The following is a 14,206-nucleotide window of genomic DNA, read 5'->3' as shown; positions in this document are numbered from 1 at the left end:
GACATCCTAACGCGCTTGGGCCCCGGCGGGGACGATCCGTGGACGCGCGTTCGCGCCGACTGCGAACCTGGGAGGATGGGCGGGTGAGTGGCGCAGACGTGGACGAGGTGCTCGACTCCGTCGTCTCGGCGATGGCCGGATCCCGGCGGGAGGGCCAGCACGAGATGGCCCGGGCGGTCTCGGCCGCCGTCGCCGGGGGCGGCCGGCTGCTCGTACAGGCGGGCACCGGCACCGGGAAGTCCATCGCCTACCTGCTGCCGACGCTGCTGCACACGATCCGGACCGGGGAGCGGGCCGTCGTGTCCACGGCGACCCTGGCGCTCCAACGGCAGATCGTCGGGGTCGACCTCCCGCGGCTCGAGCCGGTCGTCACCGCCGCGGCCGGCCGCGCACCCGAGGTGGCGCTCCTCAAGGGATGGCACAACTACCTGTGCAAGCACAAGCTCGCCGGCGGCTACCCCGATGAGGAGGAGGCGCTGTTCTCGAGCGAGGGCCTGCGGGCGGAGGACCATGCGCCGCCCGCCGGGGAGTCGGACCCGGGCGAGGGCGGCCGGGAGCGGAGCGGCCTCGCCGCCCAGGTGCTCCGGCTGCGCGACTGGGCCGCCACGAGCGAGACCGGGGATCGCGACGACCTGCCCGCGGGCGTGAGCGACCGGGCCTGGCGGCAGGTCTCGATCAGCGCGCTCGAGTGCCTCGGTCAGAAGTGCCCACTCCTGGACGAGTGCTTCCCCGAGGCGGCGCGCAGGCGATCGCGGGAGGCCGACGTCGTGATCACGAACCACGCCATGCTCGGGGTCGCGGCCTCGGGCTCCCCGCGCGCCCTGCCGGAGCACGATGTGCTCATCATCGACGAGGCGCACGAACTGCCGTCCCGGGTCACCTCCCAGGCGACGGTCGAGCTCTCCGGAGCGGCGGTCGAGCGGGTCGCCCGGCTCGCGCGCCGGCACGCGGGCCTGGCGACGACCGCCCTCGACGAGGGGGCCGCGGCCCTGCGGGAGGCGCTGGCCCACGCGCAGCCGGGCCGATGGCCCCGCGGGCTGCCGATCGAGGTGAACGCGGCGGCCCGCGCGATCGACGCCGGCACCCGCGAGGTGCTCACCGCGTTGCGGGAGAGTCGCGGCGCGGGGAAGGGCGACCAGGGTGGCACGCTCATGGCCCGCTCCGCCCTCGTCGAACTCGCCGAGGTGACCGACCGACTCCTGTCGGACTCGATCGCCGAGAACCGTGATGTGGTCTGGTGCGAGGCGCCCCGACAGGCCGGCGAGGCTCCCCGGATCATGGTCGCCCCGCTCGAGGTCGCGGGGCGGATCGCGGGGGAGCTGCTCGGGGAGAAGGCGGTCGTGTGCACCTCCGCCACCCTCACCCTCGGCGGGCGGTTCGAGCCGGTGGCCGCCATGATCGGCCTCGCCGGCGACTACGAGGGAATCGAGGTCGCCTCGCCGTTCGACTACCGCGCCCAGGGCATCGTCTACGTGGCCAAGCACCTGCCGCCACCGGGGCGAGAGGGCCCGAGCGACCAGCTCCTCGACGAGGTGGCCGAGCTGATCACGGCGGCCGGCGGGCGCACGCTCGGCCTGTTCTCCTCGCGCCGGGCCGCCGAGGCCGTGGCCGAGGTCATGCGCGAACGGCTCGAGGTGCCGATCCTCGTCCAGGGCGAGGACTCCATCGGCTCGCTCGTGCGTCGATTCATCGAGGACGACGCCAGTTGCCTCTTCGGCACGCTCACCCTGTGGCAGGGGGTCGACGTGCCGGGGGACACGTGCCGACTCGTGCTCATGGACCGCATCCCATTCCCGCGGCCGGACGACCCGGTCATGTCGGCGCGTTCCGACGCCGTCAAGGCCCGCGGCGGCAACGGCTTCATGCAGGTGGCGGCCGCGCACGCAGCCCTCCTGCTCGCCCAGGGGGCCGGTCGGCTCATCCGGGGGGTGGGTGACCGCGGCGTCGTGGCGGTCCTGGACCCGCGGCTCGCGACCGCCCGCTACGGCAGCTTCCTCGCGGCGTCCCTGCCTCCGCTGTGGCCCACGACCGACCCTGCGCTCGTGCGGGCCGCCCTCACCCGGCTGCGCGAGGGCTCCTGAGGCTCGTCCCCGCGCCCCAGCAGGAGCGGGGGAGCCGGCGCGAAGGAACGGGCGGCTAGAGTGCGCGCAGAACCGCGACGACGCGCCCGAGGATGACCGCGTGGGTGCCGTCGATGGGGGAGTAGTTCGGGTTCGCCGGGTGGAGCCAGCGGCCGTCGTCCGCGTGCCGCAGCGTCTTGACCGTGGCCTCGCCGTCGATCATGGCGGCGACGATCTCGCCGTTCTCGGCCACGGACTGTGACCGGACCACGACCCAGTCGTCCTCGCAGATGGCGGCCTCGATCATCGAGTCGCCCACCACCTTGAGAAGGAACAGTTCGCCGTCGCCGACGAGCTGCTTCGGCAGGGGGAAGACGTCGTCGATGGCCTGCTCGGCCAGGATCGGCCCGCCCGCCGCGATTCGGCCCACGACCGGCACGAAGGAGGGCTCGACCGTCACGGCGCCCTCGTTCGTGGCGAAGGTCGGCGCGCCCTCCGTCGAGGGGGCGTCTGCCGCGTCCGTGCCGACGGAACCGTCGGGATCGATGAGCTCGATCGCCCGGGTCGCGATCGGGTCGCGTCGGAGGAGACCCTTCTCCTCGAGCACCTGGAGCTGATACTTGACGGACGACGGGCTGGCGAGTCCCACGGCCTCGCCGATCTCGCGCATCGTGGGCGGGTAGCCGCGTTCGCTCAGGGAGTCGCGGATGCACGCCATGATCCGCGCCTGCCGTTCGGTCAGATCGGCGGCGGGGCGCCCGGTCTCGGCGGTGGGGCTCATGGACTCTCCTTCGTTCCGTTCCGGCCGGGGGCCCGGGACCGGGGCGTGGCCACGCCGCGAACCTCCCGGCGCCGGAGATCCGAACGGGTCGATCGGATGTCGGTGGTCGGTGCTCAGCTTGGTCGTGATGTTGATCAGCCTACGGCCGCAGACACCGGTTCGCCCAACATATGTTCGAACCGCGTGTCGACATCGGCCGGGCTTCCTGTTATCTTCGTACAAGCGTACGACGAACGGACGTTCGAGAGGAACGACGATGAGTGTTCTAGCTTCAACGAAGCCCCACCGTGCCGGCCGCCCACTCCCCGCCGCAGTCCCGCAGCGGGGACCCCGCCCGACCGACCCCGCGCGCCGCTCCCGCCGGGCCCACATGGTGCTCCTGCCCGAATGGAGCGAATCGCCGGAGCGGGCCGAGGACCGTGCTCCCGGCCGCGGGAGCGGAGCGGGCGATGTCGCCGCCCGGCTCCCGATCCGGTCGCTCCCGCATCGTTCCACCACCGTCCCCGCGACCGCACCCGTGACCACCCCGCTCCCGACCCGGGCGCCCGTCGAGCCTCGACGTGAGGCCGCCCCGGCCGTTCGGACCGGGCTCCACCAGCACGTGGGAGAGGCGCTCTCGCTCGTGGTCTCCCGGCCCGTCGGCCGCATCGTCAACCGGCCGGTCGGCCGGATCGAGCCGACGCCGACGCTTACGCGGGCTCCGGCGCGGGTGCCCTCGTCTGCGCCGCGGTCGCTGTCACATGCGGCAGCCACGCACTCGGTAGCCACGCACTCGGTAGCCACGCACTCCGTCGCGGCGAGCCCCGCGCGCCGGCGGAGCTTCTCCCAGCTGACCGTCCGCGGCCAGCGGGTCCTGGTCGGCGCCGGGTTCGCCCTGGCGGTCGGACTCGGATCGCTCGTGGGTGGCCTCGTGCAGTCCGGCGGAGACGTGCCCGCGGCGACCGACGTCGTCACGGTCGAGTCCGGCGAGAGTCTCTGGCAGATCGCCGGCGCCGTGGCCGAGCCGGGCGCGGACCTGCGGCCGCTCATGGAGGAGATCCGCGCGCTCAACTCCCTCGACGGTTCCGCCCTCACCGGCGGCCAGAGCCTCCTCGTCCCCGTGGCGGCGGGCTGAGCATGCCACCGCGGCCACGTGCACCGGCGGGGCGGAGCCCGACGTGCACCGGGGGCGGAGCCCGACGTGCACCGGCGGGGCGGAACTCCACTTGCACCGGCGGGGTGGAACCCGTAGCGTTTCCCGGAGTTACAGATATGTGATTCGAAGGGATGGTGCACGGGTGCATTGCCCATTCTGTCGACACCCCGACTCGCGAGTCGTCGATTCGCGAACCGCCGAGGACGGCTCCTCGATTCGGCGCAGGCGTCAATGCCCCAACTGCGGTCGGCGTTTCACCACGCTCGAGACGACGAGCCTGTCGGTGATGAAGCGCTCCGGCGCGGTCGAGCCGTTCAGTCGTGACAAGGTCATCGCCGGCGTGCGGAAGGCCTGCCAGGGCCGCCCGGTGAGCGAGGATCAGTTCGCGCTGCTCGCCCAGCAGGTGGAGGAGGCGGTGCGCAGCACGGGGGCCGCGGAGATCGACGCGCACGAGGTCGGCCTGACGATCCTCGGCCCGCTCCGGGATCTCGACGAGGTGGCCTACCTGCGCTTCGCCAGCGTCTACCAGGGCTTCAGCTCCCTCACGGACTTCGAGGACGCGATCTCCACGCTGCGACGAGAACGAGACGAGCCCGCGCCCGAGACCCCCTGATCGGCTCTCGCCGCAGCGCGGCGGTGACGCCCTCAGGCGTCGCTCGAGCGGGCCCAGATGTTGATGTCGCCGTCGCGCGCGAAGCGGTCGATGCGCTCGAGTTCGTCCGCCGTGAAGTCCAGGTTCGCCAGCGCACCGAGCGTGTCGCTCAGCTGCTCCACGCTCGAGGCGCCCACGAGGGCGGTGGTCACGCGCGGGTCGCGGAGCACCCAGGCGATCGCCATCTGCGCCAGGCTCTGGCCGCGCGCCTGAGCCACCTCGTGGAGTGAACGGATCGCCGTCAGATTCTGCTCGCTGAGATGCTCGGAGCGGAGCGAACCGTGCCGCGCGGCCCGAGAGCCCTCCGGGACTCCGTGCAGGTACTTTCCGGTGAGCAGTCCCTGTGCCAGCGGGGAGAACACGACCGAGCCCATGCCCGCCGACCCGAGCACGTCGAGGACGCTCTCGCCCGAGGTGTCGGGCTCCTCGATCCAGCGATTGAGCATCGAGTAGGACGGCTGGTGCACGAGCAGGTCGAGGCCGATGTCGGCACAGACGGCCAGGGCCTCGCGAGTGCGGGTCGCCGAGTACGAGGAGATCCCCGCGTACAGCGCCCGGCCCGAGTCGACCGCGGTCTTGAGGGCCCCCATCGTCTCCCGCAGCGGCGTGTTCGGATCGAATCGGTGACTGTAGAAGATGTCGACGTACGGCAGGCCGAGTCGGTCGAGGGAGGCGTCGAGCGAGGCGAGCAGGTACTTGCGGGAGCCCCATTGGCCGTAGGGCCCGGGCCACATGTCGTACCCGGCCTTCGTCGTGACGACGAGCTGGTCGCGCAGGCCGGCGAGGTCCGAGTGGAGCACTCGGGCGAAGTTGCGCTCGGCCGACCCCGGCGGCGGTCCGTAGTTGTTCGCCAGGTCGATCTGCGTGATCCCCTGGTCGATCGCGTGCAGGATGATGTCGCGCTGGCGCTGCAGCGGCGTGTTGTCGCCGAAGTTCTGCCACAGGCCCAGCGAGATCGCTGGGAGGTCCAAGCCGCTGCGTCCGGCGCGACGCATGGGCATCCGGTCATATCGATCAGCTGCGGGGGTGTACATGCCCCGACCCTATCGGCACCGATCGGGGGTGGGCCCCGAGTGATCCGGGCCGATCCGGTCCGATCCGGTCCCGGCCGACCCGGGCGCGGCCGGGCCGACGCGGGCCGACGCGGGCCACGCCGTCAATAAGCTGGGCAGCCGCGACCGTCCTTGGCAAGCTGGGGGGAGTGGGTCAGCCGGACCCCGGTACAGACAGGTCACTAGGAGGCTCAGATGGCTGAGAACCAGGACGAATACGCCGACGCGAAGGCGAAGATGCGCGCAGCGCTCGAACGGAAGAAGGAGACCGAGCATGCGCGGGCCGACGGCCGCTCCAACACCGGGTCGATCCACGGCTCGGAGGTGACCGGCGCCGAGGGGAGGCGGATGTTCCGCCGCAAGTCCGGCTGAGCGCCACCTGCCGCAGACCAGCGGGGACGCCTGGCCACCCCCCGGGTGGTCGGGCGTCCCCGCTGTGTGTGTCCGCTCCGGGCGACTCAGGCGCCGGCGGGGGTGAGCACGCGCACCCGGATGGTGCCGTCGATCTGCTCCATGCCCGCCACGGCCTCGGCCGCGAGCCGGGAGGAGACGTCGGTCACCGCGTAGCCGAGGTGGCCCACGGTCCCGAGCACCTGGGACTCGATGTTCGCGCCCGCGGTCGAGAGCACCTGGTTGATGCCGGCCAGCACGCCGGGAACGTTGCGGTGCAGGTGCGTCACGCGCACGTTCGACCCCCGCGGGGTCTCGAGCACGAGCGCCGGCACGTTGACGGAGAGGTTCGTGGTGCCCAGCGTGAAGTAGTCGCGCAGCTTCGCCGAGACGAACTTGCCGATATCGGCCTGCGCCTCCTCGGTCGAGCCGCCCACGTGCGGGGTGAGGATGACGTTGGGCAGGTCGCGCAGCTCCGAGTCGAACGCGTCGCCCTGCACCTTCGGCTCGGTCGGGAAGACGTCGACCGCCGCGCCCGCGAGTCGGCCGGAGAGGATCTCCTCGCGCAGGTACGCGTAGTCCACGAGGAACCCGCGGGAGAGGTTGAGGAAGATCGAGCCGTCCTTCATCCCGCGGAACTGCGGCGGGCCGAACATCCCGGCATTGCCCGGGCGGCCGTCGACGTGGAGCGTGACCACGTCCGCCTCGGCGAGCAGGTCCTCCAGCGAGGTCATCCGCCGGGCGTTGCCCAGGGCGAGCTTCTCGGCCGTGTCGTAGAAGATGACGCGCATGCCGAGCGCCTCGGCCACGACGGACAGCTGGGTGCCGATGTTGCCGTAGCCCACGATGCCCAGGGTGCGCCCGCGCACCTCGTGCGAGCCCGTGGCGGACTTGTCCCAGATGCCGGCGTGCAGCGCCTTGTCCTTCTCGGTCAGGCGGCGGGTCAGCGCGATGATCTCCGAGAGCGCCAGCTCGACCACGGAGCGGGTGTTCGAGAACGGGGCGTTGAACGCGGCGACGCCGGCCTCGGCCGCGGCCTGCAGGTCGATCTGGTTCGTGCCGATGCAGAACGCGCCGACCGCGAGCAGGTCGGGCGACTCGGCGATCACGCGCGACGTCAGGTGCGTCTTCGACCGGATACCGAGGAGCTGCACCCCGGACAGTGCCGAGACGAGTTCGTCCTCGTCGAGCGCCCCCTTGGCGGTGGTCACCTCCACCCCGGCCTTTTCGAGGGATTCCCGCGCGAACGGATGGATGCTTTCGAGAAGGAGTGCCTTGACCACGTCGTCTATCATGACCCATCCCGCCGATCGGACCAAACGGATATCACGCAGTGGACGGCGCCCGCTCGCGCCCCGCCGGTCAGGCGAGCCCGGCCGGCAGCTCCTCGCTGTGGACGACGTCGAGGTGCCGGGTCGGCCGCGTCATCGCCACATACAGGTCGCCCGGCCCGTGCCCCTCCCGCTGGATCCGGGCCGGCTCCACCAGCACGACGTGATCGAACTCGAGGCCCTTCGCCTGCCCGGGAGTGAGCACCACCACAGGGTCGCGCAGGTCGCCGTCGAGACTCACACCGAGCGCCCGGGCCACCTCCGCCACGAGTGTGGCGGGCGCGATGACCGCGATCGCGCCGGTGTCCGCGGGGATCGCCGCGACCACCGCGGCCGTGGTGGCGGGGGCGTCGAGGGCGTGATGACGACGCAGCGCCCCCTCGACGTCTCGGGCGGAGGTGAGCGTGGCGGGGGGATGGGCGGGGTCGGCCGCCGCGGCCACCGCGTGGGCCGCCGCCATGATCGAGGCCGGGGTGCGGTAGTTGACGCTCAGCGTCTCGAGCCGCCAGCCGTCGCGCAGGCGGGAGTCGAGCGCCTCGCCCCAGCTGCGGGCACCGGCGGCGGTGGAGGTCTGGGCCACGTCGCCGACCACGGTCATCGACCGGGACGGATTGCGCCGCAGCACGGCACGCCAGGCCATCGCCGACAGCTCCTGCGCCTCGTCGATGACGACGTGCCCGTAGGTCCATTGCCGGTCTGCGCGGGCCCGGTCGGCGAGGGAGCCCACGGCGGCGCCCCCGTCGAATCGGTCGGCGAGCATCTCGGCGCTCACCATGCCGCCGCCGGCGCCCGAGGCGCTGAGCATCTCCTGCGCATAGGCCACCGCCTCCGCCCGCCGGGCGGCCTCCCGGCGCGAGTGTTCACGGTCGAGGGAGTCGTCGGCCCCGAGGAGCTCGGCCAGCTCGTCGAGGAGCGGCACGTCCGCGGGGGTCCACTCCGGCCACTCGCCGCCCGGGCCGGGCACGCGATCGGCCGGCCAGGCGAGCCGGGCCCGGGTGCGCGCGCCGAGTTCGGGGGCGGCCTCGAGCAGCCGGTGCGGCTTCGTGTACAGATCCCGCAGGAGGGAGGCGGGAGTGAGCGGCATCCAGGCGAGGTTGAGCGCGACCCGCACGTCCCGCGCGGAGCGCACCTCCTCGGTCAGCTCCGCCCAGTCGGCCTCGCCCACCTCCTCGCCGAGGGCCTGCGCGTACTGCTGCGCGAGCGCGGTGAGCATGTGCCGCACGAACGTCACCCGGGCCTCGTTGTGGGGCTTGCCGGTGCGGCGTGCCTTCGCCTGCGCGGCGCGCAGGTCGGCCGGGCGCAGGGTGAGGGTCTCCCGGGCCACGCGCAGCGGCCGCTCCGAGAGCACCCGCTGCCGGGCCCGCACGGCGCGCGGCAGGATCCGGGCCCACACGCCCCGGCCCTTGATCGTGGCGATCTCGTCCGGCTCCGTGCCCGTGGCGGTCACGTCCGGGAGCAGGCCGGCGATCGTCATCGAGACGACCCCCGTCTCCCCGAGGGCGGGCAGCACCTGTTCGATATAGCGCAGGAACACCGGCGTCGGCCCGATCACGAGCACCCCGGAGCGTTCGAGCCGCTCGCGGTGGGCGTAGAGCAGGTAGGCCGCGCGGTGCAGGGCGACCGCGGTCTTCCCGGTGCCCGGTCCGCCCTGAACCACGAGCACGCCGGCCGAGTCGGAGCGGATGATCGCGTCCTGCTCCGCCTGGATCGTCGCCACGATGTCGCCCATCCGGCCGGTGCGGTGCTGGGCCAGGGCCGCCAGGAGGGCTCCCTGGCCGGCCACCTGCGAGGGGTCGGTCACGGCGTCGAGGTCGAGCACGTCGTCCTCGATCGAGACCACGGAGCGCAGCCGCGTCTGGATGTGTCGGCGCAGGACCACACCGCCGGGGTGGGCGGCGGTCGCCTGATAGAACGGCTCGGCCGCCGGCGCGCGCCAGTCGGTGAGCAGTTGGGAGTGCTCGGCGTCCGAGAGGCCGATCCGGCCCACGTAGCGCTCCTCGCCGTCGGTCAGGTCGAGCCGGCCGAACACGAGCCGCTCCTCGACGGATTCGAGCTGTGCCAGCCGGTCCTCGTAGAGGGTGGCGAAGGCGTCGCGTTCGCTCCGGTTCTGCGGCGAGCCGCTCGGGCCCTCGCGGCGCACGTGGGCGAGCCGGCCGCGGGTGTGGGCGCGCAGTTCGTCGAGCCGGAGGTAGACCTCGTCGAGGTGGAGCTGTTCGTCGGTCAGGGGGGTGGGCGTGGGTCGGGGATCAGCGGCAGCCGACACGATCACGGGTCCTTTACGCGCAGGGGAGGCCGGAATTCCGCCGCCAGGGGCGGACCGTCTATTATCCATCCGGCGGGCCGGGATCGAGCCCGGAAGTCCGCCAGCAGGCACGTGCGCGGGTGTGACGTGGCCCGCACCGGGCGGCGACGGGCGGGGAATGTCCCAGGCCGTCCACGTGTTGTGACCAGCGAGGTGATACCCGATATGAGCAACCCGCGCAACCCCCGTGATCTGTTCGTCCGCTCCGAGGAGCCGGCCGAGGCCGTCGCCGTGCTCGTGCACGCGTTCCAGGGCGCCTTCGACGCGGGCCAGGCGGGTCAGCAGGCCGCCGACCACCTGACCGCGACCCTCGGCGGCGAGCGCGTCGCCACGTTCCGTGTGGACGAGCTGCTCGACTACCGCTCCCGCCGCCCGGCGATGATGTTCGAGAACGGCGCCTTCACCGACTACGACCGGCCCGAGCTCGTGGTCGACCTGCTCCGTGACGACGAGGGTGAGCCGCTGCTGCTCCTGCACGGGCCCGAGCCCGACCTGCAGTGGGACTCCTTCGTCGACGCCGTCGAGGCGATCGTCGACGACTTCGGGGTGCGGCTGACCATCGGCATGCACGGCATCCCGATGGGGGTCCCGCACACGCGCCCGCTCACCGTGACGGCCCACGCGACCCGGCGCGACCTCATCGCCGATCACCCGAACTTCATCGGCTCGGTCCAGGTGCCCGCCTCGGTCTCCGCGCTGCTCGAGTACGAGTTGGGGCGCCGCGGCCGCGACGCGCTCGGGATCTCCGTCAACGTGCCCCACTACCTCGCCCAGACCGAGTTCCCGCAGGCGGCGGCCGAGCTCCTGCGGCAGGTCTCGCGCGCCGGCGACCTGTCGCTGCCCCTCGGCGACCTCGAGGCCGAGGGCGTGCGGGTGCTCGAGGAGATCGACCGCCAGGTGGGCGAATCGGCGGAGGTGAGCGGCGTCGTCCATGCGCTCGAACGCAACTACGACGAGCACGCCCAGCGGGCCGTCGCCGAGGGGCGCCACCCCCTGCCCGCGCCGGTCGACGTGCCCAGCGCCGACGACATCGCGGCCCAGGTCGAGGCCTTCCTCGCCGGCCACGAGTCCGAGACCGACTCCGGCGACGAGTTCGGGCCACAGGGGCCGGCGGCGGAGTGAGGTGGGCCGTTCGGCCCGGCATCCGGGTGTCCACCTGGTGGGCGGTTCGGTGTGCCGCCCGTCGCGATAGTGGCGATCACGCGGCGTCCATGCAAGACTGTCCCGCAGTTGCACCAGTTTCTCTTACGTAGCACCCGGGATAATCACCCAAAGCACGACGTGGGCGAGGCAATGCGGCACCGCGAGACGGACACACGGTCCGTCTCGACAGAAAGTCCCGGAAGGACACAGCAACATGGCACAGGGAACCGTCAAGTGGTTCAACGCTGAAAAGGGCTACGGCTTCATCGCCCAGGATGGTGGCGGGGACGACGTCTTCGTGCACTACTCGGCGATCGAGAGCGACGGCTACCGCTCGCTCGAGGAGGCTCAGCGCGTGGAGTTCGACATCACCCAGGGCCCCAAGGGCCCGCAGGCGGAGAGCGTTCGCGCCGTCTGATCCAGGCGTGAGGCGGGCCCGTGACCGGTTGGTCACGGGCCCGTCGTCGTTTCTCATGGACGACGAGTCCCCGGCTCCGGCGGTCCCGGCGGCTGCGGTGACGTCGGCGACTCCGGCGAACGTTCGCGACTCGGGCGACTCGGGGCCGAGGCGGCTCAGGGGGCGGGCGGGTCCTCGAACGGGCGGTGACCGGCGAGGAAGTCGAGCGCCTGCGGGCCGGTGACCAGGCGGGCCGCCACGGGCATGGAGCGCAGGAGCCGCGCCGCGGTGTCGGGGAGCGGGCGGTGGGAGCCGACGAGCACGACGTTGCCGTAACGGCGCCCGCGCAGGATGGCCGGCTCGGCGACGATCCCGACGTGGGCGAACACCGCGGCCAGCGTGGCGGCCTCCCGGCGCGCGACCGGCAGGGGTGGGCGGTCGGCGACGTTGGCCAGGTAGATTCCGTCCTCGGTCAGCCGGGCGGCGACCGCACGTGTGAACTCCACCGTGCGCAGGTGCTGGGGAACGACCCGATCGGCGAAGGCGTCGCGCAGGACGACCTCATAGCGCGCGGGGCCCGGGGAGTCGACCGCCGCGCGCGCATCGCCCACACGGATCCGCAGCCGTGGCGCCCGGGGCAGCTCGAACCATTCCCGCATGTACTGCGCGAGCAGGCCGTCGATCTCAACGGCGAGCTGCCGCGAGTCGGGCCATTCGGCCTCGATCGCGCGGGCCATGGCGCAACCGGCGGCCCCCAGGTGCAGCGCGCGCAGCCGCGGGGCGCCGCCCGGGCCCGCCGGCGGGAAGGCCGCGCGGATCACCGCCTGCATGTGCTGCATGTACTCGAAGGTGAGGTCGGCCGGGTCGAGCAGGTTGAGGTGCGAGCTCTCGACCCCGCCGAGGAGCACGGTCACCTGCGTGCGTTCGATGTCGTAGGCCAGTTCTACGGTGGTGCACGAGGTGGCCACGGGCCCCTCCGGCCAGCCGTCCGCTCCCTGGGGCGTGCGGCGGGCGCGGGCAGCCGAACCGGAGCGACGGGAGCGGGATGAGGACGACGACCGACGGGGCACGTGGGCAGCCTAGCCGCCGGGCCGATCGGGCCGATCGGGTGGCTCGGGTGGCTCGGGCTGATCGGGTAGGTCGGGCCGGTGGGGCCGATCGCTCCGGAACCCTTGACTCGTTCAAACGGATGTTCGATACTGGTGTCGGGAGGGCATCATGACCATCGCAGCGCATCGGCAACTCACCCGGGCCCACGGCGAACTCGACGACGCCGCGCGGGCGCGGGCCGACACCGAGATCTTCCTCCACGCCCACATGGCCGCGCTGCGGGCGGCGGCCGCCGTGACGGCGGGCAGTTCTGCCACGGGACGGCGGCGCCTGCGCAGCGTGTGGGAGCAGCTGGCCGAGCGCGGCGGGCCGTGGGAGCCCTGGGCGGAGCGATTCGCGGCGGGAGCGCCCATCCGCGCGGGCATCGAGTCCGGGCAGCTCGACTCGCTCCCGCCGGGGCGGGCCGCCGCGGCCCTGGCCGCCGCCGGCGAGTTCGTCGCCGCCGTCGAGCGCGAGCTCGACGGCCGGGCGGCGACGCTCGTGCCGTGGACGATGGCCCCGAGTGCGGATCGGTTCGGGCGGGCCTTCGCCCGCGACGGCCACGGGGCGGCGAAGGCCTCGTGAGCCGCTCCCCCCGCGCCGCGGGCGTGCGCCGCGACTGGGGCGAGGACGACTCCTCCGCCCCGATCCTGCACGTCGACATGGACGCGTTCTTCGCTGCGGTCGAGCTGATCGACCGCCCCGAGTTGCGCGGGCTACCGGTCATCGTCGGCGGGGAACACCGGGGCGTCGTGCTCTCGGCCACGTACGAGGCGCGCGCCCTCGGGGTGCGGTCGGCGATGCCGATGCGCCGGGCCCGGATCCTCGCCCCCCGGGCGATCGTCATCCGCCCCGATCACGCCCGCTACCGGGAGGTCTCGCGGTCGGTCATGCAGATCCTCGGGGACATCACCCCCGTGATCGAACCGGTCTCGATCGACGAGGCCTTCCTCGACGTCTCCGGCGCGCGGCGGCGGATCGGCGGCCCCAGTCGGATCGGCCGGCTCATCCGGGCCCGCATCGCCGCGGAACTGCACGTCGTGGCCTCGGTCGGCATCGCCTCGACGAAGTTCGTGGCGAAGCTCGCCTCGCAGCACGCCAAGCCCGACGGGATGCTCCTCGTCCCGCACGAGGCCACGATCGACTTCCTCCACCAGCTCCCGGTCGGCGCGCTCTGGGGCGTGGGGGAGCGCACCGAGGCGGGCCTCGCCGGGGCGGGGATCACCACGGTCGCCGCGCTCGCCGAGACCCCGGTGGCGCGCCTCGCCGCCCTCGTCGGCGTCCGCGGCGCGGAGCGGCTCCACGACCTCTCGTGGGGAAGGGATCCGCGCCCGGTCGAACCCGTGCGCGCGGAGAAGTCCATCGGGCACGAGCAGACCTTCCCCACGGACCTGACCGACCTCGACGAGCTGAACGCCGCGCTCCTCGATCAGGCGCACCGCTGTGCCGCGAGGCTGCGAGCCGCCGAGGTGCTCGGAGGCACCGTCTCCATCAAGGTGCGCATGCACGACTTCACCACCCTGAACCGTTCCCGCACGCTCGCGGCCCCCACCGACGTCGCGCACGAGCTGTACGGGGCGGCCAAGGCCCTGCTCGCGGGGATGAGCGGCCTGAGCCGGGGCGTGCGGCTCCTGGGGATCCGGTGCGAGTCGCTGCAGCCCGCGGCGACCGTCGCGATCCAAGCCGCATTCGACGATCCGGGTCCCGAACGGCGTGACGCCGAACGGGCGATGGACGAGGTGCGGGCGAGATTCGGGTCGGAGGCGATGCGAGTTGGCTCACTGGTCCGCGGTCCGGGTACCGAGAACGGCGAAGGGGAACTATCCTAGAGAAAAGCACCGATCCCCGATGCCGAGCGACCCGTCAGGAGCCGA

General features: G+C 72.9%; 13 protein-coding genes. 8 read left to right on the top strand and 5 right to left on the bottom strand.

Annotated elements, in window-relative coordinates:
* Positions 1 to 83: 83 nt before the first annotated feature.
* Complete coding sequence (locus GCG21_RS05915) at positions 84 to 2,081, top strand: ATP-dependent DNA helicase (RefSeq protein WP_370460106.1); 1,998 nt, start codon at positions 84 to 86, stop codon at positions 2,079 to 2,081.
* 55 nt (positions 2,082 to 2,136) lie between these two features.
* Here the strand turns inward: GCG21_RS05915 and lexA are convergent, their stop codons facing one another.
* Positions 2,137 to 2,841 (bottom strand): transcriptional repressor LexA, encoded by a 705-nt coding sequence (gene lexA, locus GCG21_RS05910; RefSeq protein ID WP_152818344.1) that lies wholly within the window; start codon positions 2,839 to 2,841, stop codon positions 2,137 to 2,139.
* A gap of 517 nt (positions 2,842 to 3,358) precedes the next feature.
* Here lexA and GCG21_RS16175 point away from each other — a divergent pair.
* Together GCG21_RS16175 and nrdR are read left to right on the top strand one after the other, a co-directional pair.
* Positions 3,359 to 3,955 carry a LysM peptidoglycan-binding domain-containing protein gene (locus GCG21_RS16175; protein WP_194164961.1) on the top strand — a complete coding sequence of 199 codons (597 nt, stop codon included), beginning with the start codon at positions 3,359 to 3,361 and terminating at the stop codon, positions 3,953 to 3,955.
* A gap of 163 nt (positions 3,956 to 4,118) precedes the next feature.
* Positions 4,119 to 4,589 (top strand): transcriptional regulator NrdR, encoded by a 471-nt coding sequence (nrdR, locus tag GCG21_RS05900; RefSeq protein ID WP_153878323.1) that lies wholly within the window; start codon positions 4,119 to 4,121, stop codon positions 4,587 to 4,589.
* A gap of 32 nt (positions 4,590 to 4,621) precedes the next feature.
* Here the strand turns inward: nrdR and mgrA are convergent, their stop codons facing one another.
* Positions 4,622 to 5,662, bottom strand: a complete 1,041-nt coding sequence (mgrA, locus tag GCG21_RS05895; protein ID WP_152818342.1) for an L-glyceraldehyde 3-phosphate reductase — start codon at positions 5,660 to 5,662, stop codon at positions 4,622 to 4,624.
* Positions 5,663 to 5,875: 213 nt separating this feature from the next.
* Between mgrA and GCG21_RS16170 the strand changes: the two genes are divergently transcribed.
* Positions 5,876 to 6,052: a DUF5302 domain-containing protein gene (locus GCG21_RS16170; RefSeq protein ID WP_194164960.1), complete on the top strand. Its 177-nt coding sequence runs from the start codon at positions 5,876 to 5,878 to the stop codon at positions 6,050 to 6,052.
* An 86-nt stretch (positions 6,053 to 6,138) separates the two neighbouring features.
* Here GCG21_RS16170 and serA read toward each other — a convergent pair whose 3' ends face one another.
* Both serA and GCG21_RS05885 read right to left on the bottom strand, forming a co-directional pair.
* Complete coding sequence (gene serA / locus GCG21_RS05890; RefSeq protein WP_152818341.1) at positions 6,139 to 7,365, bottom strand: phosphoglycerate dehydrogenase; 1,227 nt, start codon at positions 7,363 to 7,365, stop codon at positions 6,139 to 6,141.
* Positions 7,366 to 7,432: 67 nt separating this feature from the next.
* The gene (locus GCG21_RS05885) at positions 7,433 to 9,664 is read right to left on the bottom strand and encodes an AAA family ATPase (protein WP_370517327.1); all 2,232 of its coding nucleotides are present in this window, start codon (positions 9,662 to 9,664) and stop codon (positions 7,433 to 7,435) included.
* A 204-nt stretch (positions 9,665 to 9,868) separates the two neighbouring features.
* On the opposite strand from GCG21_RS05885, the gene GCG21_RS05880 reads away from it, so the two are divergent.
* Positions 9,869 to 10,825, top strand: a complete 957-nt coding sequence (locus GCG21_RS05880) for a proteasome assembly chaperone family protein (RefSeq protein WP_152818339.1) — start codon at positions 9,869 to 9,871, stop codon at positions 10,823 to 10,825.
* A 235-nt stretch (positions 10,826 to 11,060) separates the two neighbouring features.
* Complete coding sequence (locus GCG21_RS05875) at positions 11,061 to 11,264, top strand: cold-shock protein (protein WP_152818338.1); 204 nt, start codon at positions 11,061 to 11,063, stop codon at positions 11,262 to 11,264.
* Positions 11,265 to 11,419: 155 nt separating this feature from the next.
* Here GCG21_RS05875 and GCG21_RS05870 read toward each other — a convergent pair whose 3' ends face one another.
* A complete protein-coding gene (locus GCG21_RS05870) occupies positions 11,420 to 12,313 on the bottom strand; it encodes a fused MFS/spermidine synthase (protein ID WP_152818337.1) in 894 nt (297 codons plus the stop codon).
* A gap of 148 nt (positions 12,314 to 12,461) precedes the next feature.
* On the opposite strand from GCG21_RS05870, the gene GCG21_RS05865 reads away from it, so the two are divergent.
* The gene (locus GCG21_RS05865; protein ID WP_152818336.1) at positions 12,462 to 12,917 is read left to right on the top strand and encodes an SAV_6107 family HEPN domain-containing protein; all 456 of its coding nucleotides are present in this window, start codon (positions 12,462 to 12,464) and stop codon (positions 12,915 to 12,917) included.
* Positions 12,914 to 14,161 (top strand): DNA polymerase IV, encoded by a 1,248-nt coding sequence (dinB, locus tag GCG21_RS05860; protein WP_370517326.1) that lies wholly within the window; start codon positions 12,914 to 12,916, stop codon positions 14,159 to 14,161. The genes GCG21_RS05865 and dinB overlap by 4 nt, the downstream gene beginning before the upstream one ends.
* Positions 14,162 to 14,206 lie beyond the last annotated feature (45 nt).

The sequence above is a fragment of the Pseudactinotalea sp. HY160 genome (assembly GCF_009372055.1).
Classification (GTDB): domain Bacteria; phylum Actinomycetota; class Actinomycetes; order Actinomycetales; family Beutenbergiaceae; genus HY158.
The sequence above is the reverse complement of the archived record's forward strand: the minus strand, read 5'-3'. Positions and strand labels throughout refer to the sequence as shown.

What these genes read in the sequence shown, in the direction of transcription:
- GCG21_RS05880 (WP_152818339.1), top strand. Translation starts at nt 9,869, where the DNA reads ATGAGCAACCCGCGCAACCCCCGTGATCTGTTCGTCCGCTCCGAGGAG.
- GCG21_RS05865 (WP_152818336.1), top strand. Translation starts at nt 12,462, where the DNA reads ATGACCATCGCAGCGCATCGGCAACTCACCCGGGCCCACGGCGAACTC.
- lexA (WP_152818344.1), bottom strand. Translation starts at nt 2,841, where the DNA reads ATGAGCCCCACCGCCGAGACCGGGCGCCCCGCCGCCGATCTGACCGAA.
- GCG21_RS16170 (WP_194164960.1), top strand. Translation starts at nt 5,876, where the DNA reads ATGGCTGAGAACCAGGACGAATACGCCGACGCGAAGGCGAAGATGCGC.
- serA (WP_152818341.1), bottom strand. Translation starts at nt 7,365, where the DNA reads ATGATAGACGACGTGGTCAAGGCACTCCTTCTCGAAAGCATCCATCCG.
- mgrA (WP_152818342.1), bottom strand. Translation starts at nt 5,662, where the DNA reads ATGTACACCCCCGCAGCTGATCGATATGACCGGATGCCCATGCGTCGC.
- GCG21_RS05875 (WP_152818338.1), top strand. Translation starts at nt 11,061, where the DNA reads ATGGCACAGGGAACCGTCAAGTGGTTCAACGCTGAAAAGGGCTACGGC.